Raw genomic sequence first — 21843 nt, forward strand, 5'->3', positions numbered from 1 at the left:
CACAATTGTTTTCATAACTTTATTTTATCGTGCTTAGCCCGCCTGGGAAGGGGTTTAGACTTTCGTTAGATTATGAACAGATTAAGAAAGGTTGTCCTCGTGATAGCCTGAGAGCGCAGGACGGAACAAAACCATGACCCAGACAATCCTGGTGGTCGAGGATGAGGAATTAATTCGGGAAACTGTGGTTTTAAACTTGGAAGATGAAGGCTACCAAGTCCTCATGTCCGACAGTGGACGCAAGGCCCTCTCGACGATCCGCGAAGCCGAGAATTTAGACCTAATTGTCCTTGACCTCATGTTGCCCCACTTGAACGGCCTGGATATGTGCCGTTTGTTACGTAAAGAAGGAAATACTGTACCGATTTTGATGCTCACCGCTAAGAGTGCGGAGCAAGACCGCGTGACGGGTCTGGAGGCCGGGGCGGATGACTATTTGGCGAAACCTTTTGGGATGCGTGAGTTGATTGCCCGCTGCCGCGCTCTGCTGAGGCGACAACGGCAATTTACCCTGGAGCCCATCCCCAACCTGCGCTGCCGCGACATTATTCTGGACCCGGATGAGTGCCGCGTCAGTGTACGTGGCGTCCTAGTTGACCTCTCGCCCAAGGAGTTCCGCCTGCTCGAACTCTTTATGCGTAACCCGCGCCGGGTCTGGTCACGGGACCAACTTCTAGAGCGAGTCTGGGGACCGGATTTCATGGGCGACAGCAAGACGGTGGATGTACACGTGCGTTGGTTGCGTGAAAAGTTGGAACATAACCCCAGTCAACCGGAATATCTGGTGACGGTGCGGGGTTTTGGCTATCGTTTTGGTTGATGTTTTATCTTTTAGTCGGTCTAGTGGGGCTGGTCCTCGGGGCGGTGGGGACGTATCTTTGGTGGCAGAACCGTCTCCAAGTCCTCGTGGTGGGCGAGCGGATTGAGGGGTTTACGACCCTCGGGCAGTTGCGAGTTTACCTAAGTCGTCAGGGGCAAGACCTCCAGACCTTGACCCAGCAGCTTCAGGATAATCAACGTCTACTGGCGGCCCTGCCCCTCGGCTACCTCTGTGTGGGTCCTGATAACCGGGTCCTCTACGGCAACCCGACGGCTTGGCTGCTATTACACCGTAAAGAAAGTACCCAGCCGCTACTTCTGGAAGTAGCCCGCTCCTGGGAACTGGATGCCCTCGTGGAAACCACCCGCCGCACCGGGCGGACCCAGGCCCAGGATTGTAGTCTCTACCCCACTCCCGGCAGTCAACCCGCGCCCCTCCGGGCAACCAGTGTCCCGCTCCAGACCGGGGCGGTCGCGCTCTTCCTCGAAGACCGGCAAGAAGCCTTGAACCTCGCCACCCAGCGCGACCAGTGGACCGTGGATGTGGCCCACGAACTGAAGACCCCCCTCACCTCAATCCGCTTGGTCCTCGAAACCCTAGTTACTCGCGTCGAACCCCGCCACAGCCAGTGGTTAGCCCGTCTACTCAAAGAAGTCATGCGGCTGGCGCAACTGGTGGAGGACTTACTTTGTCTAAATCAATTCGCCCTCGACCGGACGTTGGCTCTCCAGACTGAACCCTTGGACCTCATCCTTTTGCTGGAAGATAGTTGGGCCGTAATGGAACCGATTGCTCAAGTCAAGGGTGTTGGTTTAGCCTACCAAGGCCCGGACCATTTACCCCTAGAAGCCGACCAAGCCTACCTGCGCCGGGTTTTCCTTAACCTCTTGGACAACGCGATTAAGTTCAGTCCTGCCGAGGGGGTGCTGGAGTTGACCGTGCAACAGTTCCCGAGTTACTTAGAGATTGAAGTGCGCGACCAGGGACCAGGGTTTCCGGTACAGGACCTAGAGCGGGTTTTTCAACGATTTTATCGAGCGGACCCGGCTCGTTCGCGGCAGACGGGGGGCACGGGGTTGGGGCTAGCCTTGGTGCGTGAGATTGTCCAGGCCCACGGCGGTCAGGTGCTAGCGGCTAATCACCCAGCAGGCGGAGCACAACTGCGGGTCCAACTGCCCGTACTGGGACCTTAAGCAGGCCCCTCCACCCCATACCTGACAGGCACAGGCAAGTGGGGGACCAAGGCAAAAAACAGAAGAATGTTCTTAATTCTTGCTTCCCTACCCGGCTCGCCTGTGCCCGTCAGGGTACGGGGTAGGGGCGGCTGTGGCAAGATAACTAGTCAAGTTTTGACAATCCGGTTAGAAGCTTGCAACACGAACGCGCTTAAGAGGACGACAAAAGCAGTAGTAAGGATGACCGGGCGCAGCCCGAAGGCATCGGCGGCAACCCCTGCAACTCCGAGGGGCACACTCAGAGCGATATTGACCAAATTATTCTGGAGACCAAATACTTTGCCGCGCAGTTCTGGGGGGGTCTCCTCCTGGATTACCGTCTGCATGGGTACGCCAACCAACGCCGCTGCCAAACCTAACAGGGTACATAAGCTCAGGGCTAACCAAAGGTTGCTGACCAAACCCAGGGCCGCGAGAGTCGAGGCCATCCCCAGGGTTCCCACGAAGGCGAGTTGGGCGCGGCTGAAACCATGTCCAAACCGACCAACCGCCCATGCTCCCACCGCCATCCCGACCCCCGCCATCGCCAAAAGAAATCCGAATTGTTCGCCCTTGAGTCCCACACTCTGACCCAGACTCACGGCCAGAACCGAGAGAGCCGCGAAAATTGAGAACAGAACAATTAACTGTACTAAGGCTGCAAATACAGGCCGCACTGCCCAGACGTAGGCCAATCCTTCCTTGAGGTCGGTCAATACACTGGTGGCTGACGGGAGTTTGGCTTCCTGCTGTTCGCCCGTCCGCATCATTATCAAACATAAAGCTGCTACTAAGTAAGCTCCGCCCACCAACCAATCCCCATGATCTACCCCGACGAGGGCCAAAAGTGGCTCTCCCACGGCAAAACCCAAGATGACTGAACCCATCATTGTCGTGGTAAACAAAGAATTCGCCGCCAAAAGATAGGAGCGGTCCAGGATGAGAGGGATCGTAGCAGTCTCCGCCGGGGCAAAGAACTGCGTCAAGGTCGAGACTAAAAACGTCAATACCAGCAACACCATAAAGTCCTGGGGCAACACCGATAGGGCTAAGACCAAGAGTCCCCGCCCCACATTGGTCCCGACCAACATCCACCGTTTCGAGGTCCGGTCCACGAAGACCCCCGCCAAGGAACCAAAGAGAATCGCTGGGACCGAGAGGGCAATGGAGACTGAGGAGATGAGGGAGTTGAGGTTCCCGCCCTGGCCGAAATAACGACTGACCAGCGCAATCACCAATACATAAAAAATCTTATCGGCTAACTGTGAAAAAACCTGACCCGCCCACAGGAGCAAGAAATTCCGGTTGCGTAATAAGTCGCCAAACCCCACGGTCGTGAGCGGTTGTTCCATGAAAGCCGAATCAAGGAGGGTTACTTGTTGAATTATACGAGGTCTGCCCGGTCCCCCGCGCCTAGACCTAGGTCACACGAATCCCTGGCTCCCCCCGCTCACATCGCCCAATCACGCTGGCCCAAGGAAAGCCCGTCCGGTGGAGTAATTCCAGAACTGCGGGGACCGTTTCCGGCTCCACTGCCAGCAAAAGCCCGCCACTCGTCTGGGGGTCCGCCAAGAGGAACCGCTCCCACTCGGGTACATTTACAGCGTGAATTTGTGGACTATAGCCCTCCCAGTTACGACGGGCAGCCCCAGGGAAGATGCCTGCTTGCGCCAGTTCCCGAGCAGTCTCCAGCATCGGGACGGCTGCACGCTCCAAGGTTGCTGTCATCCTCGCGCCCTGCGCCATCGCCAACAGATGCCCCAACAGCCCAAACCCCGTCACATCAGTCATGGCATGGACCCCCGCGAGGGCTGCCAGTTCAATCCCAGGACGATTCAGGAGCGTCATCACGCTCAAGACTTCAGCGTAGGCTGGGGCCGTGAGTTGATTTTTCTTGAGAGCCGTAGTCATCACCCCGATCCCCAAGGGTTTAGTCAAGATAAGTTGGTCTCCCGCTCGGGCCGTGCTGTTGCGCCGCAGTTGATCGGGATGGACTAACCCGGCAACGACAAGACCAAAGATCGGTTCTGGGGCATCAATTGAATGTCCCCCCGCCAATGGAATCCCCGCCCTCTGACAGACCTGTTGTCCACCTTGCATGATGCCCTGGATCGCCGTCATGGGTAGGACATTAATGGGCATCCCCAACACCGCCAAGGCCAAAATCGGCGTACCCCCCATGGCATAGACATCGGAGAGCGCGTTGGTTGCGGCAATCTGCCCAAAGTCCACGGGGTCATCCACAATCGGCATGAAGAAATCTGTGGTCAAAACTAGGGCCTGTTGGTCATTGAGCCGATACACGGCGGCATCGTCTTTGGTCTCGGTACCCACTAATAGCTGTGGGTCTAGAGGGAGCGGCAGTCCACGCAGGATCTCTTGTAATTGCGCCGGGGCAATCTTACAACCACACCCCCCACCGTGGGAATACTCCGTCAGTCGAACCATGCTCACCTCACTCATTTTCATGGCCTCGTCCTCAGCCAGTGCCGGACCTCCTAGGCCAGCCAATTCTGTTTGAGACCGTTACTCCCTAGACAGTCCACTAACTGATAGCGTTTCTGGAGGAGGTCCAGTGCTTTGAGGGTCACAGCGTTTCTTGTCTTGCTTGCAGTGTAGCAAGTGGCCCTCAGTCCCTCAGTTCGGGCACCTGGGCCGCGTAATCCTCGACTTTGCTGAAATTAAAGGGACCCGCAAAGGAACCCCAGACCTGCTCATCGGTCTCTAAATCCAAGCCCCGGTCCAGACTGCGGAAAGTCCCAGCGCGGACCTCACTCAGACTGCTCAAGTAGGTGTTGCGCCCAGATTTTTCAAAACGGCAGTGCTTCCCCGGCTCCACTTCGCCCCAAAAACAATCTTCGATCCGCTCAAACACCATATTGCAGCCAGTGGTGGGCTTGAGTTGTTCAAGCTTCAATTCGGTCAATCGCTCTGGGTTCCCCGCCGCCCCCTTGAAATACCCGTTATCCAACAGGGCGTAGTGGGCCACGTAGATACACTCACGTTCCGGTTTGAACTGGAGGACCACCCGGCGGTAGGGCTCAGTCGGGGCGAGTTCATTGGCCTGTTCTACATAAAGACCAAGACCCCCAAAGAATTCCCAGGGCAAGGGCCGTTGCCAGAGTCGAATCTGGGCAAAGTCCCGGGGCTGTGCAAAGGCTTGGGCGCGGTTAGTGAAATAACCAGCCATCCATTGGACCATCGTACGGAGGTCGTGGGCGGTGATATCGGGCATGGTGTACCTAGGAGTTGATGAATTGCAGGGTCATCCGCGCCAAGGTGCGGACACTCTCCTCAGGGTCTACGGTCGCCAAGTCCTTAAGAGCCTGGGTAGTCTGGGGACTAGGTAAGCGTTTGAGGGCCATCACCACCGCCTTCCGTAACTCCACATCAGGGTCACTCAGGGCTGAGAGGAGGGTGGGTAGCGCGTGGTCAGCTTCCACCTCACCCAAGGCAATCGCCGCATCCCGGCGCACTTGACGGTCGGGGTCCGTGAGGAGCATTTCGAGTTGAGGAATACAGACTTTGTAGCGACCATTGCCGACGGAGCGGGCCGCACTGGCACGGACCCCGGCATCCGCGTCCTGGAGAGCCGTCTGTAGAGCGGGGACTACCTCATCAGTCCCCATACTGCCGAGAGCTTGGACTACCCCGCTACGGACCTGGGGGTTGCCATCCTTTATATAGGTCAACAAAGTTAATAGCGCGGCTGGACCAATCGAACCCAAGGCCCAGATCGCCGCGCCACTGACATATTCATCGGGATCGGTCAAAAGCTGGATCAAGGGGTCTACCGCCTGGACGCCAATTCGGCAGAGGGCACCCGCCGCTGCATTACGGGTCACCAAGTCGGGATCAAACTTCAAGGTGTGGATCAAAGGTGCAATCGAAGTACCCGCCGCTAGAATCGCTAGACTTTTCGCTACCGAGCGGCGGACCATCGGTTCGGGATGATGGGCCAAGGCACTGAGTAGTGGGTCTACCGCCGCAGGGCCGAGCTGGGCCATGGATTCAACCAAGGCCAAACGCACGTAGCCGTGGGGATCGGCGCAAGCTTCAATCATCTGGGGTAGAGCGGTGATATCACCTAGGTCCCCGAGTTTCCGGGCCGCCGTACACCGTTTAGAGACATCCGCGTCCTGGAGTTGTTCAAGCCACATGGTGATAGGCCCCGCCGCCCTTAACCATTGCTAAGGCTCCCCGCGCAATCCCCGCCACACTAGGATCGGCATCCTTTTGGAGTTCTAACAAGGCCGGGATCACCTCTTGACCGCCAATTGTCCCTAGGGCCGAAGCCACGGTCAGGCGTAAAACCTGATCATCCCCCGCCAAAGCTTGTAGTAAGTAGGGTACCGCTCCTCGTCCCACGGTTCCTAACGCACCCACCGCTGAGATTCGGGCCACCGGGTCCTCATCGCCTAAAACCTGAGCCAAGGCCGTCAAAACCTCAGGGGCTGCCAAGGAGCCGGGATAGCGGCGACCAATTGCCGCCAAAGCTTTCGCACTAGTCGTCCTGAGGGTGGCACTGGGAAAAGTCAAGCGTTCCACTAAAGCTGAGATACCCCCTGGCCCTAAATCCCCAATCGCCTGAGCTGTACTCCGCCGGGTCTCAACGTCAGGGTGGTCCAGGAGGGGCAACAATTGTTCCAAGGAGGACATGGGACTTACCCGGATATTAGGTTTAGTTTACTGCAACCCTAAGCTCCCAGACTGGGATTCAAGAAACTTAGGAAAGCCCAAGATGGCACTGTTGCCGGATTTTTGCACTGACATTTAGCAGTGAAAGCTGACAGTGACATGATGGCTAAGTCCACAGAGTCCTCTATCTACAGGAGTAATATTTATTAACGATCCCCCTCATAAATCATGTCCTAGAATTCAGAGGACTCGCTCAACGAGGATTTTTTGACAATGAACGACGCATTTACGAGAGTAGTCTCCAACGCTGACGTTAAAGGTTCCTACCTCTCCTCCGGGGACATGGGTGCCCTCGCTCAGTACGTCAAAGATGGCAACCGCCGTCTTGATGCCGTAAACACCATTACCGCCAACGCTAGCTGCATCGTCACTGACGCCGCTGCTGGGATCTTCTGCGAACAGCCTGACTTGATCCGTCCCGGTGGAAATGCTTACACCAACCGTCGCATGGCTGCTTGCATCCGCGACATGGAAATCATCCTCCGTTACGTCACCTACGCGATGTTGGCGGGTGATGCCAGCGTCCTCGAAGACCGCTGTATCAATGGTCTGAAAGAAACTTATGTGGCCTTGGGCGTACCTACCTCCTCGACCGCTCGTGGCGTACGGATCATGAAAGCCGCCGCGATTGCGTTCGTAACCAAGGACCCTGCGGTTATCCAAACTCCTGACAAGTGCGCCTCCTTGGCCAGCGAGTTGGGCACCTACTTCGACAAAGTGGCTGCTGCTGTTTCCTAATCACCCAAAAGTTTGGAGAGCCTGATGAAAACTGTAATTACTGGTGTCATTGCTGGGGCTGATTCCCAAGCGCGTTTCCTCAGCGGTGGGGACCTGCAAGCGGTGCAAGGTCGTCTACAACGGGCCAGTGCTGGTCTGGAAGCGGCTTCCTTCATCACTTCTAACCACGAGAGCCTGACCAAAGAAGCCGTCACTGGCATGGCGAGCAAAATGCCCTACCTGACCCAACCCGGCGGTCTGTTCAACGGTGCCACCAACCAAGCCAAGTGCGCCCGTGACGTGGATTACTATCTGCGTTTCGTGAGCTACTGCCTAGTGTGCGGCGATACCGGCCCCTTGGATGACTACGCGATCAGCGGCCTGCGCGAAATCAACCGCGCCTTCAGCCTGCCCGCGAGTGCCTACATTGACTGTCTGTCTTCCATCAAAGAGAAAGTGAAGTCCTCTTCTCTCTCTCCCCAAGCGAAGACCGAAGCTGCCCTTTACATGGATTACCTCGTCAACGCGATGAGCTAAGACTTGTTCACCCCCCAGTCCGCCAGGATTGGGGGGTCTTTTGACCTTTTGGGAGGCGAATATGCAATGGACCAACTTGCCTACCTACGGGCAGGCAGAGGGTGCTGAAAACGGTCAACTCTATGAGATTCATGCCGTTGCCCTAGAACAGACCCAGAACCTCGGCAGTCGGGCCCGGATTCGCAAGAGCAGCTACAAAGTGTGCGTTTCCTACGACCGCATGACTGCTGAGATGCAGCGCATTAAACAGCAGGGCGGTGTGATTACCAAGATTGCCCCGGTGACTGCGACCGCTAGCCCCGAAGCATGAAACCCCCGGTTTTGACTGGGGGGCTAGACACCGCCCAGGTTTTGGATTTGATGTCCGGGGATGATCAAGACCGCTACTATGCGGTTTGGCATTCCGGGAAATATCAGGTCAAAGAAGCCCTGCCCCTTTTACTTGATGCCCTGACCGATTCAGCCTGTACCGCTCTAGGCGGCTACCCGTTGCGCCGTCGGGCCTGTGAAGCCCTGGGTAAGCTTTTGGCGGAACCGGGTTGGGATGAGACTGCTTATCAACAAGCGGTCTCCGCCCTGTTGAGGGTATTGGACTCTTCGGATTATTGGGTACGCTCGGAGGCGATTTGGGCCTTGGGGAAGATAGCTCCCCGTGTGAGCCAGCCTGAGTTACGGGCGGACATGATTAGAGTCCTGCGGGAATTTCTGGACCGCCCGGAAGAACCTTTTGAGTACGTGATTGAGACCTTGGGGGTTCTGGACTGTCGGGAGGCCTTGCTGCCCATCCGTGGTTTTTTACACCATCCCTCCGCACGGGTCCGTTGTGCCGCCGCCAGGGTAGTTTTTCAGTTCACTCAGGAAACAGCGGCTCTCAATATCCTGCTGGAGAACCTCGCCAGCCATAATCTACATCTAAGGCGGTGTGCCCTACTGGACTTGGGTGAAGTCGGGGACCTGAGTGTGGTCCCGGCGATTGCCCGTTGTCTGTTGCCTGCTAATCTACGGCTTTTCGCCTTGAAACAGATTTTTGACCGCCAAGCGGATACTGCGGATACGTTGCTGTTGCGTCAAACCATCGAGGAGCTTTTGTAAACCATGGCCCCACTTACCGCCAAAACCGACCCATTTCTGAAGAAGTACCTGGACCTAGCCAGTACATTCGTCGAGGCCCAGCGGTTGCGCCAGAGCCTAGACCGGGTTAACACAGCGGAACAATACGGCCTCCTTACCCGGCCCTCCTCCTCGACCGAGTGGACCAACCCCCGCCTCAATCCCCTGCGCCCCTTCTCGATTCGCCAACGCGCCGTCGGGATGCCCGGTGCCCCCGCCCTCAAGGGTCAAGAACTGATCCGGGCGGCCTATGAGCAGGTGTTCGGGACTAAGTTACTCCTGGACACTTTCCGGGTCCCGGTCCTAGAATCCAAACTCCTCAATGGTGAGCTTTCGATCCGCGAGTTCGTGCGGACCCTGGCGAAATCCGAGTATTACCTGCAAACCTTTTATCTAAGCTGCTCTAATAATCGCTTTGTCGAACTGAGCTTCAAGCATCTGTTGGGCCGTCCCCCCTACACCCAGCGCGAAACCTTTGACTATTCCAGCATTGCCAGTCGTCGGGGATTTGAAGCGACGATTGATGCTTTTGTTGATTCTCAGGAATACCAGACCACTTTTGGTGAAGATACCCTCCCCTACGCCCGCAAGATGCACGAGGGACCCGAGGGTCAGGGGTTTGACCGGGTGGGAATCACGGACTTGGGGTTGTTGGGTTCCTTGAAGACGATTGGCAATCCCACCACCAGTTCCTATGTCCAGGCGTTGTTCCAGGACCAGCCCCGGCCCATGCAAGTCCTGCAACCCTTATTCAAGCCCGAGCAACCCACCCCGACGACGGCTTCGGTCCTGGGTGCCTACATGGACCTTGCTAAGGATGTGCTGAACTCGCGGGTCTATTTCCAGTGGTCCAAGGGGACCGAGGCCCTGCGTCCTTTACGGCCCTTCTCGATTCGCCAACGCACCACCGGGATGCCGGGAGCCCCTGCCCTCAAGGGTCAAGAACTGATTCGGGCGGCCTATGAACAGGTGTTCGGAACTAAATTGCTCCTGGATACTTTCCGCGTCCCGGTCCTGGAATCCAAGCTCCTCAATAGTGAGCTTTCAATCCGCGAATTCGTGCGGGTCTTAGCCAAGTCTGAGTATTATTTCGTGACCTTTTACCAGGGTTGCTCCAATAACCGTTTCGTCGAACTGAGCTTCAAACATCTGTTGGGTCGTGCGCCCTACAGCAAACGGGAAATCTTCGACTATTCGAGCATTGCCAGTCGTCGGGGGTTCGGGGCCTTGATTGACGCGCTCGTGGATTCACCGGAATACCAGCAGACCTTTGGTGAGGACACGCTACCTTACCTACGCAAGATGCACGAGGGGCCGAACGTCCAAGGTTTCGACAGTATCGGCATTACCGATCCCGGCTTGCTCACCGCCTTGGACATGATTGGCAACCCCACCACCAGTTCCTATGTCCAGGCCAAGGACCCCGACTTGACCCTGTGCGACTACCGATTCACCCGCGCTTAACCTAGGAGGCACCCATGCAACGCTACGCTATCACCACTGAACGGGTCATCCGCTCCCGTACCTCCGTTGGGAATTCCTCCCTACGCGCCCAGCAGACCATCACCGTCAGCTACGAAGAGTTGCAGAACAAACTGCAAACCATCGCTCGTAGCGGGGCCAAGATTGCCAAAATCGAGAAGCTCAACGTCGTTGCCAAGCCCAATAACAGCGCTGTGCTAGAGACCGCCCCGGTCAAGTGGAACTCAGATGCCACTCCGGACGAAAAAGAATTGGTCATCAATACGGTCTACCGTCAGTTGTTTGGGAACGCCTACTACTCCCATGTGGACCGCGCCCTCGTCGCTGAATCCCGGCTCAAGAATGACGAGATTACCGTTCGTGAATTTGTCCGTTTGGTGGCGAAGTCCGACGCTTACAAAAAGCGGTTCTTCTACCCGATGTCCCAGGTGCGGTTTGTGGAATTGAACGTCAAGCACCTCCTCGGTCGCGCCATCTACGACCAAGCGGAAATGTCTGAACACGTCTGCCGCTACAACAACAGTGGCTATGACACAGATATTGACAGCTACCTGGACAGCGAGGATTACAACAATGCCTTTGGGGATGATACGGTCCCGTACCTGCGCGGCTTCATCACCCAACCCGGTCAATCCAACATCAACTACCCCCACAGCAGCCAGCTTTACCTGGGTGTTGCCGGAAGTGACCGTTTGGTGACCGCTGCTCAATTCCCCGTGATTTAAGTTTGATTGGATGCAAATTAGGAGGTTCCCATGGCAGATCGTGAGCGTTATACCGTTGAAGTCCAAGGTCTCGTTCGTCCCAAAGTCCGTCAGAGTTGCACGACTTACAATGTGGACTATGAGGGCCTGCAAGCTCTCTTAAAGAAAGTTAAAAGTAACGGCGGTCGCGTTACTTCAATCAACAAACTGGAGACCGAGCGCAACCCCCGTGTCGCGCCCCTCGTGACCAGTTCCCCCGTGGAACTCTGGCCCGATGCCACCGAAGACGAGTTACAAGGCGTGCTCCGGGCGGTGTACCGTCAGGTCTTGGGGAACGCCTACATCATGGACGCAGAGCGGCTCAACTACGCCGAGTCCCAATTGCGTAACGGCGACTTTACCGTGTCCGATTTCGTGCGGACCATCGCTAAGTCGGATCTTTACAAGTCGCGCTTCTTTACTCCGGTTTCCCAGACCCGGTTTGTGGAGTTGAATTTCCAGCATCTATTGGGTCGTGCGCCCTTTGACCAAGCTGAAATTTCCATGCACATCCAACTTTATGCAGCGGCGGGTTATGACGCTGAGATTGATAGTTACCTCGACGGTGCCGAGTATCAAGAATACTTTGGTGCGAACGTAGCTCCCTACAACCGTAACTTCTTGACGCAGCGCGGGCAGGTCAACGCGAACTTCACCCGTGGCTTGAAGCTTTACCCTGGTTTTGCGGGGTCGGATATCCCGTCCGCTAGCACCCGTAGTGCGCTATTGCCTGCTCTTTAACTCTGGAGGATGAGATGGTGGATCGGTTTAACGTTACGGTCGAGGGCCTGATTGGTTCTCAAAATGTCAAGAAGAGTTGTGAGAGCTACACCATTGACTATTCGGGTCTGCAAGCTCTCTTAAAGGTCCTGAAGCGCGGCAATGGGCGGATCACGTCCATTGAGAAACTAGATGTGGACCGCACGCCCAACTACAGCGCGGTGGTCACACCGATGATGGTGGAACTCCAGCCCTTCGCCAACGAGGACGAGTTGCAAGGGGTGATCCGGGCCGCCTATCGTCAGGTGGTGGGCAACGCCTACATCATGGACGCTGAGCGGTTGACCAGTTCTGAGTCCATGTTGCGGAATGGCTCAATCTGTGTGCGGGATTTCGTCCGCGCCGTGGCGAAGTCTGACCTCTACAAGTCGCGCTTCTTCTGGCCCATGTCCCAGAACCGCTTTGTGGAACTCAACTTCAAACACCTCCTAGGCCGCGCTCCCTATACCCAGGCCGAAGTCTCCGAGCACGTGCAGATCTATGCCAATGCTGGATACGAGGCCGAGATTGATAGCTACCTGGATGGGTTGGAATACCAGCAAGCCTTTGGGCCGAATATTGTCCCCTACAACCGGGGCTTTCTCACCCAGACGGGCCAGGTGACGGCAAATTTCACCCGTTCCTTGAAGTCGTTCCCTGGTTTTGCTGGGTCTGATATTCCGGGAGCCAGTTCTAGTAAGGCGTTATTTCCCGTTGTGTAAGATGCGTTGGAGGCCCACACGGGCCTCTAGCCCATTTCCTTGGCGTACCCCATGAATGTCCTTGATTTTTTTGAGAAAAGCACTGGTACTTGGTCAGTCCAACGCACCACCCACCACCTCGCCTTCAAGATGTCTGAGGCGGGTGAGTCTGAAGTAAATATCCAGGCCCTGGGTCCGACAGATGCTCAGGTGGCCCAGGTCTGTGCGATGCACGAGTTTGATGCGTCGGATGCTTTGGGGGGAGCCTATTTCACCTGGGGCGGGACGGTGGAATTTGACGAGAAGAAGCACGCGGGCGAAACTACCCTCGTGGCGATTCCCGACCCCGAGGACCCCCAGCAGGGCCAGATTCTACGCGATAAAGGCTATGCCCAGGAAGTCCCCGCCGTAGGCCGCTACCAAATTAACCCTGAGGGCGTCTTAACCGTAGTCACGCCCTACCAAGGTACGGAAGCAGAGGAAAAAGTCTGGTTTGTCACCCCCAACTGTCGGGCGCGGGTGAGCTTGGTCCGAGTCCGGGGCGGCGTGACAACGATGACCTTCTGTTCAGAAATCCGTCGCCTTTCACCAGAAGAAGTTAACCGCTTGGCAGCGGAGATTAACTTACAGGCTGGTGAGACATGAGCCAGGATGAGCAACAGCGATTGCTCGGTGAGATCCAGCAGTTAGCCAGTCAACCAACCCCGGCAAATATTGAGGCGTTAATCCAGATGTTTGGGTACTACAACCCCGAGGTTTGTGATGCCGCTGTCGCCGCCGTAATTCGAGTCGGCGAAAAGTCCCTCGAACCTTTAATTCGGCTGTTGGATGATTTCGACTATGGGGCACGGCATCACATCATTTGTTGTCTAGCTCAGTTGCACGACTCCAGAGCCTTCGATACGCTCCACAACGCTCTAGCCCGTGATTTCGCGCCCTCGGTTCGTCGGAGTGCCTGTAAAGGTTTGGGCTATTTAGCAGACCCCCGCGCTCTACCTGCTATGGCCCAAGCTGCCCAGTCACCAGATTGGGGATTACGTTACTGTGTGGCAATGGCTCTGATTAACTTTCCGGGTCCCGAAAGTCGAGTTATCCTCCAAATTTTGGTTCAGGATGCTGACCGTTTGGTACAGATGAAAGCTCAAGAAGTCCTTACAATGCAAAAAGAACCTGTAGCTTAGGCTACTTACGGTTGGGTTAAATATTTTTACCCAGCTTATGTAACAAACTTAGTAAAGTTAAGATCAGCTATTCACAGAATACTAAGTTATTATGAGACAAAATTCACATTTATCCACCCTTCAGTGAGCGTCCCTCATGATCAGTACCAGCCCAAGAAAGCCGGACCTCTTTCTCCAGAAGTTCGTGCAAATGGCTCAAAGCATGCCGATTGTGCAGGGAATACGGGTTTTGTTTCCAGAGGGAGAGCCAATTCCCAAACTGAGTTACTACACCACCCCAGCCGACCGCAGGTGGGCGGAGGGGACCGAAATCCTCAAGCCCCTGCGTCCTTTTTCGATTCGCCAGCGCACCATCGGGATGCCCGGTGCCCCGGCCCTCAAGGGTCAAGAACTGATCCGGGCGGCCTACGAGCAGGTCTTTGGGACTAAGTTGCTCCTGGACACCTTCCGGGTTCCGGTTCTAGAGTCCAAGCTTTTGAATAGCGAGCTTTCAATCCGGGAATTCGTGCGGTCTCTAGCCAAGTCCGAGTACTATTTCGTGACCTTTTATCAGGGTTGCTCTAATAACCGTTTTGTCGAGTTGAGCTTCAAGCACTTGTTGGGCCGTGCGGCTTTTTCCCAACGCGAGATTTTTGACTATTCGAGCATTGCCAGTCGCCGGGGGTTCGCCGCCTTGGTTGACGCGCTGGTAGATTCCCCCGAGTACCAGCAGACTTTTGGTGAAGACACGCTCCCCTACTGGCGCAAGATGCATGAGGGACCCGAGGGTCAGGGTTTTGACCGGGTGGGCATCACCGATCCAGGACTACTTACCGCCTTGGACCTGATTGGCAACCCCACCACCAGTTCCTATATCCAAGTCAAAGCCCCGACTTTTACCCTGTGTGATTACAGCTTCAACCAAGGTCCGGCTCCGCTTATCACTGAATCTACCCATGAAACCGTAACTGAAGCTCCAGTAAAACCCGCCACCGACAGCTACCTGGACCGTTACAAAGCGATGGCCCTGGATGTGCCGAGTGCGCGGTCGCGCGGTACCGTCTCCAATGCGGAGCAGCTACGCGAACAACTCCTCCCTCCCGGTGGCTCTTGGTCTGCTGCCACTGCTGACGAACTGCAAGCTTTGACCCAGCCCGCCAACCGGGATTGGACTCGTGGCACCGAAGCAATTACGCCCTTGCGTTCCTTCTCGATTCGGCAGCGGTCGGTGGATAGCGCGAGTAGTCCGGCCCTGAGTGGGGAAGCTTTGTTGCGGGCTTGCTACCGTCAAGTTTATGGGACGGATTTACTCCTGGAGACCTTCCGTAACCGGGTCCTGGAGTCTAAATTATTCAATGGCGACCTGTTTATGCGCGAGTTCGTGCGGGCCTTGGCGAAGTCGGAGTACTACTTCGTGACCTTTTACCAGGGCTGCTCTAATAATCGTTTTGTTGAACTGAGTTTCAAGCACCTCTTGGGTCGTGCGCCCGTGAGCCAGCGTGAACTTTTCAATTACTCCAGCATCGCCAGCCGCCAGGGATTCGCCGCCTTAATTGACGCGCTGATTGACTCCGAGGAATACCAAACCACCTTCGGGGACACAACCCTACCCTATGCCCGCAAGATGCACGAGGGTGTGGCGAGCCAAGGCTTTGACCGGGTGGGCATTACCGATGCTGGGTTACTCACCGCCTTGGACCTGATGGGTAACCCCACCACCAGTTCCTATGTCCAGGCCAAGGCCCCCGGTCTCACAGTCTCGGATTACCGCAAATTTGAGCGTTCCATCCCCTCCTATCCCACGGCGCGAGCAGCGGCCCCGGAGACAGCGAGCATGGCCCAACAACTCCGGTTATTGACCACCCCCGCCAGTACCAGTTGGATGAGTGGCACGGAAGCCCTCACGCCCCTCCGGGCCTTCTCCATCCGACAAAAGGCGATGAATACCGCCAATAGTCCCGCCCTAGATGGTGAAGCTCTCCTGAAGGCCAGCTACCGTCAGGTTTTTGGGACCGATTTACTCCTGGAAACCTTCCGTAACCGTCCCCTAGAGTCCAAGCTGATGAACGGGGACCTGACGCTCCGCGAATTTGTACGGGCCTTGGCGAAGTCGGAGTATTGTTTCGTGACCTTCTACCAGGGTTGCTCCAACAATCGCTTCGTCGAACTGAGCTTCAAGCATCTCCTGGGCCGTGCGCCCGTGAGCCGCCGTGAACTCTTCGACTATTCCAGCATCGCGAGCCGCCAAGGGTTCGCCGCGCTGATTGATAGCTTGGTCAATTCCGATGAGTACCTAACGATCTTTGGTGAGAACACTTTGCCCTACGCCCGGAAGATGCACGAGGGCACGAGCCGTCGCGGTTTTGACTCCGTGGGGATCACTGACGCTGGCTTACTCACGGCTCTGGACCTGATTGGCAACCCCACCACCAGTTCCTATATCCAAGCCAAGGCCCCCGGTCTGACCGTCAGTAACTACGATGCCGTCGAATCCAACGGAGCCCCGACCAAACGCCGTTCGACTTCGTTCTTCGGCAATGGTATGGGTATGAGCAACGGTTCCTTGATTGCCAAGGATAAAAAAGCCGGTGACAGTGATGCCTTCCTCGCTATGGCCTCCCAGGTCGTCCCGCCGGCCTCCAGTCCCCAACGGGTCCGCATCTGGGATATCCAAATCCCCGACATGACCCGTTCCCTCCCGGCAACCGCCCGCCGTTAATCGAATGAGCCGCCGGGGTGCTGTGGCGTTAGCTATGGCACCCCGCAAACCTGCTGTCGGCTCCCCTTCCCAGTGCCAGAATGAAGCATCACTAGGAGCTACGGTATGCGAAGTCTTGTCCTGCTGGGCTTAGTGATGACGGTTCCGGTTCAGGCTGCTCCTCGGACCTTGACCATCGAACGGGGTACCGCCAGTTACCAAAGCCGCGATTTTCTCAGTGCTTGGACGGGGACAACGGACCAGATGCAAGGGAGTATCCGCTTTGATGACCGGACGGGCTTACTCTTAGCTGGCATTGTGACCGTGCAATTAGCTGGGATTGATTCCAAGAATGGGGCACGGGATGCGCGGATGCGTGGGGAACTCCAGACCGACAAATTCCCGACCGCCACCTTCACCCTCCAAACCCTAGAGGGCTTCCCCAAATTCTCGGCCTGGAAACAGTGGGGCAGCCGCCAACAGGGTAAAATTCGCGGGGATTTAACGATCCGGGATATCACGCGCCCTGTCACTTTCGACGGTGAAGCGGTCTACACCAGCCGGGAACTGCGAATCAAGGCCACCGGGACGATTAAAATGACCGATTTCAACCTCACGCCCCCTAGTCTTTTGCTTGTCACCGTCGAGAATACCGTAGGTCTAACTTTTGAAGCCGTCGCCCTCCCTCCCAAGAACAGCCCCCCACTACCACTTGGGAATTAACGGTAAACCCGCGCTAAATTGTCTAATATCAGTCAACTCTTCCACCAATTTTGTATCTCTATCCTCAAGGGATGACACCGAGTTTATAGTTGGCTCTGCCTCAGCCGCCTAGCCTCTAACCCTAAGCGATGAGCCGCAAGCAAGCAATAAGGAGAAATCAAAAATCCGGGACCTATATGGCGTATGTCTTTGACCAATGGGTCAATGAGCTGGGCGGAAAATTGCTCAGAGGCAGCGGGAAAGTCCGTTGTTAGGCAAACCGAGACCCGCGCTTTGAACGTACTGCCCAGGGAGACCTGATTAGTATGTCCCCGACGGGCGGCGAGACTGGAGCACTCAATGCGGGTTTAACCGCCCAGCTTTGGCTTTGGAACCAGCGTACTCAATTGGGGATCACCTTTGATTCTTCTACAGTGTGCCGTCGCAGTTGTCCGGCGAGCAGGTATTACCGGGGTTTGTCTTAGGGCTAGGGCTAGTCTGGGGTAGTGAACTGGCTGAAGACCGTGCGTAGGCGTGGCAGGAAATCCGCTCCCGGCTTGAGGTAGGTTACGCGGGGCGTAGATGTGAGGTCCGCCAAGCTGGTCAAAAGTAAATGGTCACAAGCTTGAGTCAGCATCAAATTAAGACCCAGATCCTCCCCTGTCCCCCGAAAATCCGTCCGCAACCCGACTAGGGGAATCTGGCGAGCGTAGGCATAGCCCATCTCAAAACAACTCCCCGAATCCGCATCTGGCCCATCCAGGATTACCAGTACCAAATTGGCCCCCTTGAGCCCCCGCAAACACAGATCGAAGAGGCGTTTGGGGTCCGTGGTCCCGGCGCATTCCTGTTGCGGCAGGTAAACCCGGTAGCCCTCCGCCCGCAGTTGGGTCGCCAGAGTTTCGTTAAAGACGATTTCGGCCTGGGTAAACAAGGGTCCCGCGAGATAGAGCCAACTCACCGTCCCACCCGAGCGAGTTGGGGATCTGGGGGCAGACCCGCTCGCCGCGAAGCTACTACCGCCAACCGGTCACAGCGTTCATTCTGGGGATGCCCACTGTGACCGCGTACCCACTCGAAGGTGACTTGGTGTTGCTGGCAAAGATCCAAGAGTTGTTGCCAGAGATCGGGGTTGAGGGCGGGCTTTTTGTCGGCCTTGATCCAGTTATTGGCCTTCCATTTCTTGGCCCAACCCTTGGTAATGCCGTTGATGACGTACTGAGAATCTGAGTAAACCATGACCTTCCTGGCACCCGGTAAGTCTACTAACCCACGAATGACCGCCAACATTTCCATGCGATTGTTGGTGGTGTGGGCGTAGCCCCCGGTGAGTTCTCGCTCGCCGGTCACAGGGTCATCAATGATGGCGGCGTAGCCCCCGGGGCCGGGATTGCCGATACAGGCTCCATCGGTATAGATGCGGATTAAGGGTTCCATGACTGTACATGGTACTGGATAGGCAAGCTCCCTTACAATTGAGTGCGATACCTGGACCACCTGATGCCGAGCCGTAAGCCCTGGTTTGATGAGACTGCCGGTCAACTACAACTGGTGGCCTATTTTCAGCGCATGAGTTCCTGGCAACAGGCCATCGCTGATGGGCAGATCACCAGCGAGGAAATCCGAGAGCAAGCCAACCGGGTTATCTATTTATTAAAATCAGTCCAAGACCTGCTCAGTGAAGACCAACGCGCCCAACTGACCTTGATCCTCTATGAGATGGCGGTCCTCCAGGCTATGCAGACGACCGCCTTGACCAGTACCCTCCGCCGCGAACTATAGGACACCCATGCAAACTCGCATCTACCAATCTCCTGGCATTCAACCGGACGGGCTAGCTGAGTTGTTGGCGGCTTGGTTCACGGGGCATGGTTTCGAGACCCAGTATTTACGTACTGCGCCAGACTGCTTCATGGTCCAGGGCTACCAGAATGACCTCTGGCGTTCGGTGTTGGGGGTAGCGGCAGCCCTTACGGTGGAGGTCAAGACCCTGGGACCCGACCAGATTGCGGTACGGGTGGGGGCGGGAGCCTGGGTGGATAAGATTCTCGTGGCGAGTTTGGGTGTACTGTTCTTTTTGCCGCTCGCGCTGACAGCAGCTTGGGGAACTTGGCAGCAATCGCAACTGGACAAAGAAGTCTGGGCAACTATCGAACAGGGCTTACCCACTGCCGTTGAACGTGTGGTCCCGATGTTAGGTTTCGGGGTGCCCAAAGCGACGACCCCTCTACCGACTGACTGGTTCAACCCCGACACAGGCGAGGTTTATTCAACCCGGTTTTTTGAGCGGATGGCCTCTTGGCAGACGGCAATCGCCGACGGCGTGATTGAGTCGGCGGAGCTTGAACAACAAAACCGCTTAGTTCTGGAGCTATTGATGCAACTGGAGGGCAGTCTGGAAGATGAAGCCCACCATCGGCTCGGGGAAGTCTTTGCTGAACTCGCCGTCCTCCAGGGAATGCAGTCCTACGCCCTCGTCGCCAATCTCGGTCCCAAGAGTTAAACCGATGCAGACGACTCCTCTCACCACCGTCCGGTCTGCCACTCCCGCCGATGTCCACGCCCTCGCCCGTCTCTTGACCGATAGCTTCCAGCCTTCAGACGCTTGGTGGCAGTGGACCCAGGGCTGGGTGCGCTCGGGCTTGGCCCAGGACCTAGAGAGTCGGCTTACCCGTCCCCCCGCTAGTTATCGTTGTCTCGTGGCAACCATGAGTGGTTTCCTCGCCGGGACCGTCGAGGTCGCCCACCGTCCGCTCCCCCACGAATGGTGGTGGCTCCCCCAAGTCGCCAGTCCCCAGGACCCGCTCTATATCTCTAATTTGGCGGTCACCCCAGCTTGGCGTAGGCAGGGGGTAGCCTCAAGTCTGCTCCAGGAAGTCGAAGCGATTGCCCGGAGCCTGTGTCACCCCCGGCTTTACCTACATGTCATGGCGGATAACATCGCTGCGGTCCAGCTATACCAACGTTCGGGCTACCGTCTGGAGCGCGTTGAGAAAAATTGGCCCCTCTTCAACCCGCGCCCCAGTAGCAAACTCTTGATGGTCAAAGTAATTATGTAAGGCTAGATTTTGTGTGTATTCATGGTAGATGGTTCCTGTCCTGCTCGTTGAACCCCGTCCCCGATAGACGGTAATCTATATCTATTCCGTGTGCTGAGTGCCCCTTGCGTCCGATCATTTTGGCTGGTAATTGGAAGATGTATAAGACCCAGGCGGAGGCATTGGCCTTCCTGGAGCAGTTCTTGCCCTTGATTGCAGAGACCGCCCATCAAGTGATCCTGGGAGTACCTTTTACCAGTCTGGGGGGCTTGGCGGTACGTCTACCCGCCACGGTGCATCTAGCCGCCCAAAATATCCATTGGGCAGATTTTGGGGCCTTCACTGGGGAGGTCTCGGGACCGATGCTCCGGGAAGTAGACGTAAGCCACGTGATCATTGGGCACAGTGAACGCAGGCAGTATTTCGGGGAGACCGATGCCACGGTGAATCTTCGGCTCAAAGCCGCTCAACACCATGGCTTGACGCCAATCCTATGCGTGGGTGAGACCAAGGCCCAGCGCGATGCCCAAGCCACTGAAGCCGTGATTTTTAGCCAACTCGAACAGGACTTGGTCGGGGTGGACCAGCAAAAACTGATTATCGCCTACGAACCGATCTGGGCTATCGGCACCGGCGACACCTGCGCTACCCTGGAGGCCAACCGGGTTATTGGGTTGATTCGCAGCCGACTCACCCACTCTGATGTCCCGATCCAGTACGGCGGCTCCGTCAAACCGGAGAATATTGACGAGATTATGGCCCAACCAGAGATTGATGGCGTTCTCGTCGGTGGGGCGAGCCTGGAGGCAACCAGTTTTGCGCGGATTGTGAATTACGGTTCAGTGTGCAGATGACGACGTAGGGCGGCGATAGAGTCTTTTGTAATATAGTTAGCGACTCGGTGTAAGCGTAGGGGGCGGAGACGGTCGAGACGGGCATTCTTCACCTGTTGCTCTAGCTGTCGATAGCTAGTTTCATCCACAATCACCAAGTCGGCGGTGCGGAGGATGCCCATCAGAGCGTAAGTATCCTCAAGTTGGGCGGTTAGGACCAGCAGATTTTGACCACGGATGCTCTGGACAATAATCTCAGCAATTCTGAGGATGCCAGGGCTGAGGCTGACCAGCCCGAGGGTGCTACCAGCCGATAACTGTTCAACGAGTTCGATTTCCCGTTGATAGCTATAGATGTCCAAGGGGATCACCTCCCCCCTAAAACCATTGAGGGTCTGGCGGACTTTACTCAGGTCATAGCGTTGGGTGACGATGAGTCCGGCCTGAGTCGTGGCAAGATGTTGGGTCAACTCCCAGAGGTGAACGCCTTGGACCGGGACGCACAGGGCATCTTCGAGCTCTTGGACGATCATGGCGAGGGAACCAGAATCGGCACTGGTGACGAGGATACGGGCATTATCGCGGAGCCGACGGTCAAGCTCGACCTCGACCACTTCACGCACTTGGCGGA

At 56.3% G+C, this 21843-nt stretch carries 25 protein-coding genes and 2 pseudogenes; 19 read left to right on the plus strand and 8 right to left on the minus strand.

Annotation, left to right across the window (positions count from 1 at the left end; translation table 11 throughout):
- Positions 1–133 precede the first annotated feature (133 nt).
- Both HFM78_RS03420 and HFM78_RS03425 read left to right on the plus strand, forming a co-directional pair.
- Positions 134–820 carry a winged helix-turn-helix domain-containing protein gene (locus tag HFM78_RS03420; protein ID WP_287128018.1) on the plus strand — a complete coding sequence of 229 codons (687 nt, stop codon included), beginning with the start codon at positions 134–136 and terminating at the stop codon, positions 818–820.
- Positions 820–2013: a cell wall metabolism sensor histidine kinase WalK gene (locus HFM78_RS03425; RefSeq protein WP_287128019.1), complete on the plus strand. Its 1194-nt coding sequence runs from the start codon at positions 820–822 to the stop codon at positions 2011–2013. The genes HFM78_RS03420 and HFM78_RS03425 overlap by 1 nt, the downstream gene beginning before the upstream one ends.
- A 149-nt stretch (positions 2014–2162) precedes the next feature.
- Here HFM78_RS03425 and HFM78_RS03430 read toward each other — a convergent pair whose 3' ends face one another.
- From HFM78_RS03430 to HFM78_RS03450, 5 genes are all read right to left on the minus strand, one after another.
- Positions 2163–3386 carry an MFS transporter gene (locus HFM78_RS03430; RefSeq protein WP_287128020.1) on the minus strand — a complete coding sequence of 408 codons (1224 nt, stop codon included), beginning with the start codon at positions 3384–3386 and terminating at the stop codon, positions 2163–2165.
- Positions 3387–3453: 67 nt separating this feature from the next.
- Positions 3454–4488 (minus strand): selenide, water dikinase SelD, encoded by a 1035-nt coding sequence (gene selD, locus HFM78_RS03435; protein WP_287128042.1) that lies wholly within the window; start codon positions 4486–4488, stop codon positions 3454–3456.
- 175 nt (positions 4489–4663) lie between these two features.
- Positions 4664–5269: a chromophore lyase CpcT/CpeT gene (locus HFM78_RS03440; RefSeq protein ID WP_287128021.1), complete on the minus strand. Its 606-nt coding sequence runs from the start codon at positions 5267–5269 to the stop codon at positions 4664–4666.
- Positions 5270–5276: 7 nt separating this feature from the next.
- Positions 5277–6194 (minus strand): HEAT repeat domain-containing protein, encoded by a 918-nt coding sequence (locus tag HFM78_RS03445; RefSeq protein ID WP_287128022.1) that lies wholly within the window; start codon positions 6192–6194, stop codon positions 5277–5279.
- Positions 6184–6693, minus strand: coding sequence for a HEAT repeat domain-containing protein (locus tag HFM78_RS03450; protein WP_287128023.1), 510 nt, complete (start codon positions 6691–6693; stop codon positions 6184–6186). Before HFM78_RS03450 ends, HFM78_RS03445 begins: the two co-directional genes overlap by 11 nt.
- 252 nt (positions 6694–6945) lie before the next feature.
- On the opposite strand from HFM78_RS03450, the gene HFM78_RS03455 reads away from it, so the two are divergent.
- From HFM78_RS03455 to HFM78_RS16100, 13 genes and pseudogenes are all read left to right on the plus strand, one after another.
- Positions 6946–7470: a hypothetical protein gene (locus HFM78_RS03455; protein WP_287128024.1), complete on the plus strand. Its 525-nt coding sequence runs from the start codon at positions 6946–6948 to the stop codon at positions 7468–7470.
- Between the two features lie 24 nt (positions 7471–7494).
- Positions 7495–7986 carry a phycocyanin subunit alpha gene (locus HFM78_RS03460; RefSeq protein WP_287128025.1) on the plus strand — a complete coding sequence of 164 codons (492 nt, stop codon included), beginning with the start codon at positions 7495–7497 and terminating at the stop codon, positions 7984–7986.
- A 61-nt stretch (positions 7987–8047) separates the two neighbouring features.
- Complete coding sequence (locus tag HFM78_RS03465) at positions 8048–8296, plus strand: phycobilisome linker polypeptide (RefSeq protein WP_287128026.1); 249 nt, start codon at positions 8048–8050, stop codon at positions 8294–8296.
- Positions 8293–9078 (plus strand): HEAT repeat domain-containing protein, encoded by a 786-nt coding sequence (locus tag HFM78_RS03470; protein ID WP_287128027.1) that lies wholly within the window; start codon positions 8293–8295, stop codon positions 9076–9078. Before HFM78_RS03465 ends, HFM78_RS03470 begins: the two co-directional genes overlap by 4 nt.
- Before the next feature lie 3 nt (positions 9079–9081).
- Positions 9082–10560 (plus strand): phycobilisome rod-core linker polypeptide, encoded by a 1479-nt coding sequence (locus HFM78_RS03475; RefSeq protein WP_287128028.1) that lies wholly within the window; start codon positions 9082–9084, stop codon positions 10558–10560.
- Between the two features lie 14 nt (positions 10561–10574).
- Positions 10575–11303 (plus strand): phycobilisome rod-core linker polypeptide, encoded by a 729-nt coding sequence (locus HFM78_RS03480; protein ID WP_287128029.1) that lies wholly within the window; start codon positions 10575–10577, stop codon positions 11301–11303.
- A gap of 30 nt (positions 11304–11333) precedes the next feature.
- Entirely contained in the window at positions 11334–12062 is a 729-nt protein-coding gene (locus HFM78_RS03485) for a phycobilisome rod-core linker polypeptide (RefSeq protein ID WP_287128030.1), read from the plus strand.
- Between the two features lie 14 nt (positions 12063–12076).
- A complete protein-coding gene (locus HFM78_RS03490) occupies positions 12077–12802 on the plus strand; it encodes a phycobilisome rod-core linker polypeptide (protein ID WP_287128031.1) in 726 nt (241 codons plus the stop codon).
- A 51-nt stretch (positions 12803–12853) separates the two neighbouring features.
- Positions 12854–13426, plus strand: coding sequence for a phycobiliprotein lyase (locus HFM78_RS03495; RefSeq protein WP_287128032.1), 573 nt, complete (start codon positions 12854–12856; stop codon positions 13424–13426).
- Complete coding sequence (locus HFM78_RS03500) at positions 13423–13962, plus strand: HEAT repeat domain-containing protein (protein ID WP_287128033.1); 540 nt, start codon at positions 13423–13425, stop codon at positions 13960–13962. The genes HFM78_RS03495 and HFM78_RS03500 overlap by 4 nt, the downstream gene beginning before the upstream one ends.
- A gap of 190 nt (positions 13963–14152) precedes the next feature.
- Entirely contained in the window at positions 14153–16660 is a 2508-nt protein-coding gene (locus HFM78_RS03505) for a phycobilisome rod-core linker polypeptide (protein ID WP_287128034.1), read from the plus strand.
- 105 nt (positions 16661–16765) lie between these two features.
- Positions 16766–17362, plus strand: a complete 597-nt coding sequence (locus HFM78_RS03510) for a YceI family protein (RefSeq protein WP_287128035.1) — start codon at positions 16766–16768, stop codon at positions 17360–17362.
- Between the two features lie 269 nt (positions 17363–17631).
- Positions 17632–17826 (plus strand): annotated as a pseudogene (locus tag HFM78_RS16100) (Uma2 family endonuclease); the annotation flags it as partial.
- Between the two features lie 8 nt (positions 17827–17834).
- Here the strand turns inward: HFM78_RS16100 and HFM78_RS03515 are convergent.
- Both HFM78_RS03515 and rnhA read right to left on the minus strand, forming a co-directional pair.
- Positions 17835–18302 (minus strand): nucleoside 2-deoxyribosyltransferase, encoded by a 468-nt coding sequence (locus HFM78_RS03515; protein ID WP_287128036.1) that lies wholly within the window; start codon positions 18300–18302, stop codon positions 17835–17837.
- Complete coding sequence (gene rnhA, locus HFM78_RS03520) at positions 18299–18778, minus strand: ribonuclease HI (RefSeq protein WP_287128037.1); 480 nt, start codon at positions 18776–18778, stop codon at positions 18299–18301. Before rnhA ends, HFM78_RS03515 begins: the two co-directional genes overlap by 4 nt.
- Positions 18779–18841: 63 nt before the next feature.
- Here rnhA and HFM78_RS03525 point away from each other — a divergent pair, with 63 nt between their 5' ends.
- The 4 genes from HFM78_RS03525 to tpiA all read left to right on the plus strand — a co-directional run bounded on the left by HFM78_RS03525 (position 18842) and on the right by tpiA (position 21233).
- Positions 18842–19123 (plus strand): hypothetical protein, encoded by a 282-nt coding sequence (locus HFM78_RS03525; protein ID WP_287128038.1) that lies wholly within the window; start codon positions 18842–18844, stop codon positions 19121–19123.
- Between the two features lie 7 nt (positions 19124–19130).
- Positions 19131–19844, plus strand: a complete 714-nt coding sequence (locus HFM78_RS03530) for a hypothetical protein (RefSeq protein ID WP_287128039.1) — start codon at positions 19131–19133, stop codon at positions 19842–19844.
- Positions 19845–19848: 4 nt separating this feature from the next.
- Positions 19849–20400 carry a GNAT family N-acetyltransferase gene (locus HFM78_RS03535; protein ID WP_287128040.1) on the plus strand — a complete coding sequence of 184 codons (552 nt, stop codon included), beginning with the start codon at positions 19849–19851 and terminating at the stop codon, positions 20398–20400.
- 104 nt (positions 20401–20504) lie between these two features.
- Entirely contained in the window at positions 20505–21233 is a 729-nt protein-coding gene (tpiA, locus tag HFM78_RS03540) for a triose-phosphate isomerase (protein ID WP_287128041.1), read from the plus strand.
- Here tpiA and HFM78_RS03545 read toward each other — a convergent pair.
- Positions 21212–21843: pseudogene (locus HFM78_RS03545) on the minus strand (GntR family transcriptional regulator); the annotation flags it as partial. The gene tpiA and the pseudogene HFM78_RS03545 sit on opposite strands and share 22 nt — an antisense overlap.

It is taken from the genome of Candidatus Cyanaurora vandensis, assembly GCF_013285555.1.
In the GTDB taxonomy this organism is placed as follows: Bacteria; Cyanobacteriota; Cyanobacteriia; order Gloeobacterales; family Anthocerotibacteraceae; genus Cyanaurora; species Cyanaurora vandensis.

Coding starts and splice junctions, on each gene's coding strand:
- HFM78_RS03525 (WP_287128038.1), top strand. CDS start 18,842: ATGCCGAGCCGTAAGCCCTGGTTTGATGAGACTGCCGGTCAACTACAA.
- HFM78_RS03500 (WP_287128033.1), top strand. CDS start 13,423: ATGAGCCAGGATGAGCAACAGCGATTGCTCGGTGAGATCCAGCAGTTA.
- HFM78_RS03510 (WP_287128035.1), top strand. CDS start 16,766: ATGCGAAGTCTTGTCCTGCTGGGCTTAGTGATGACGGTTCCGGTTCAG.
- HFM78_RS03465 (WP_287128026.1), top strand. CDS start 8,048: ATGCAATGGACCAACTTGCCTACCTACGGGCAGGCAGAGGGTGCTGAA.
- HFM78_RS03505 (WP_287128034.1), top strand. CDS start 14,153: ATGGCTCAAAGCATGCCGATTGTGCAGGGAATACGGGTTTTGTTTCCA.
- HFM78_RS03460 (WP_287128025.1), top strand. CDS start 7,495: ATGAAAACTGTAATTACTGGTGTCATTGCTGGGGCTGATTCCCAAGCG.
- HFM78_RS03535 (WP_287128040.1), top strand. CDS start 19,849: ATGCAGACGACTCCTCTCACCACCGTCCGGTCTGCCACTCCCGCCGAT.
- HFM78_RS03440 (WP_287128021.1), bottom strand. CDS start 5,269: ATGCCCGATATCACCGCCCACGACCTCCGTACGATGGTCCAATGGATG.
- HFM78_RS03420 (WP_287128018.1), top strand. CDS start 134: ATGACCCAGACAATCCTGGTGGTCGAGGATGAGGAATTAATTCGGGAA.
- rnhA (WP_287128037.1), bottom strand. CDS start 18,778: ATGGAACCCTTAATCCGCATCTATACCGATGGAGCCTGTATCGGCAAT.
- HFM78_RS03485 (WP_287128030.1), top strand. CDS start 11,334: ATGGCAGATCGTGAGCGTTATACCGTTGAAGTCCAAGGTCTCGTTCGT.
- HFM78_RS03530 (WP_287128039.1), top strand. CDS start 19,131: ATGCAAACTCGCATCTACCAATCTCCTGGCATTCAACCGGACGGGCTA.
- HFM78_RS03495 (WP_287128032.1), top strand. CDS start 12,854: ATGAATGTCCTTGATTTTTTTGAGAAAAGCACTGGTACTTGGTCAGTC.
- HFM78_RS03480 (WP_287128029.1), top strand. CDS start 10,575: ATGCAACGCTACGCTATCACCACTGAACGGGTCATCCGCTCCCGTACC.
- HFM78_RS03450 (WP_287128023.1), bottom strand. CDS start 6,693: ATGTCCTCCTTGGAACAATTGTTGCCCCTCCTGGACCACCCTGACGTT.
- HFM78_RS03455 (WP_287128024.1), top strand. CDS start 6,946: ATGAACGACGCATTTACGAGAGTAGTCTCCAACGCTGACGTTAAAGGT.
- HFM78_RS03470 (WP_287128027.1), top strand. CDS start 8,293: ATGAAACCCCCGGTTTTGACTGGGGGGCTAGACACCGCCCAGGTTTTG.
- HFM78_RS03445 (WP_287128022.1), bottom strand. CDS start 6,194: ATGTGGCTTGAACAACTCCAGGACGCGGATGTCTCTAAACGGTGTACG.
- HFM78_RS03475 (WP_287128028.1), top strand. CDS start 9,082: ATGGCCCCACTTACCGCCAAAACCGACCCATTTCTGAAGAAGTACCTG.
- HFM78_RS03430 (WP_287128020.1), bottom strand. CDS start 3,386: ATGGAACAACCGCTCACGACCGTGGGGTTTGGCGACTTATTACGCAAC.
- HFM78_RS03490 (WP_287128031.1), top strand. CDS start 12,077: ATGGTGGATCGGTTTAACGTTACGGTCGAGGGCCTGATTGGTTCTCAA.
- HFM78_RS03425 (WP_287128019.1), top strand. CDS start 820: ATGTTTTATCTTTTAGTCGGTCTAGTGGGGCTGGTCCTCGGGGCGGTG.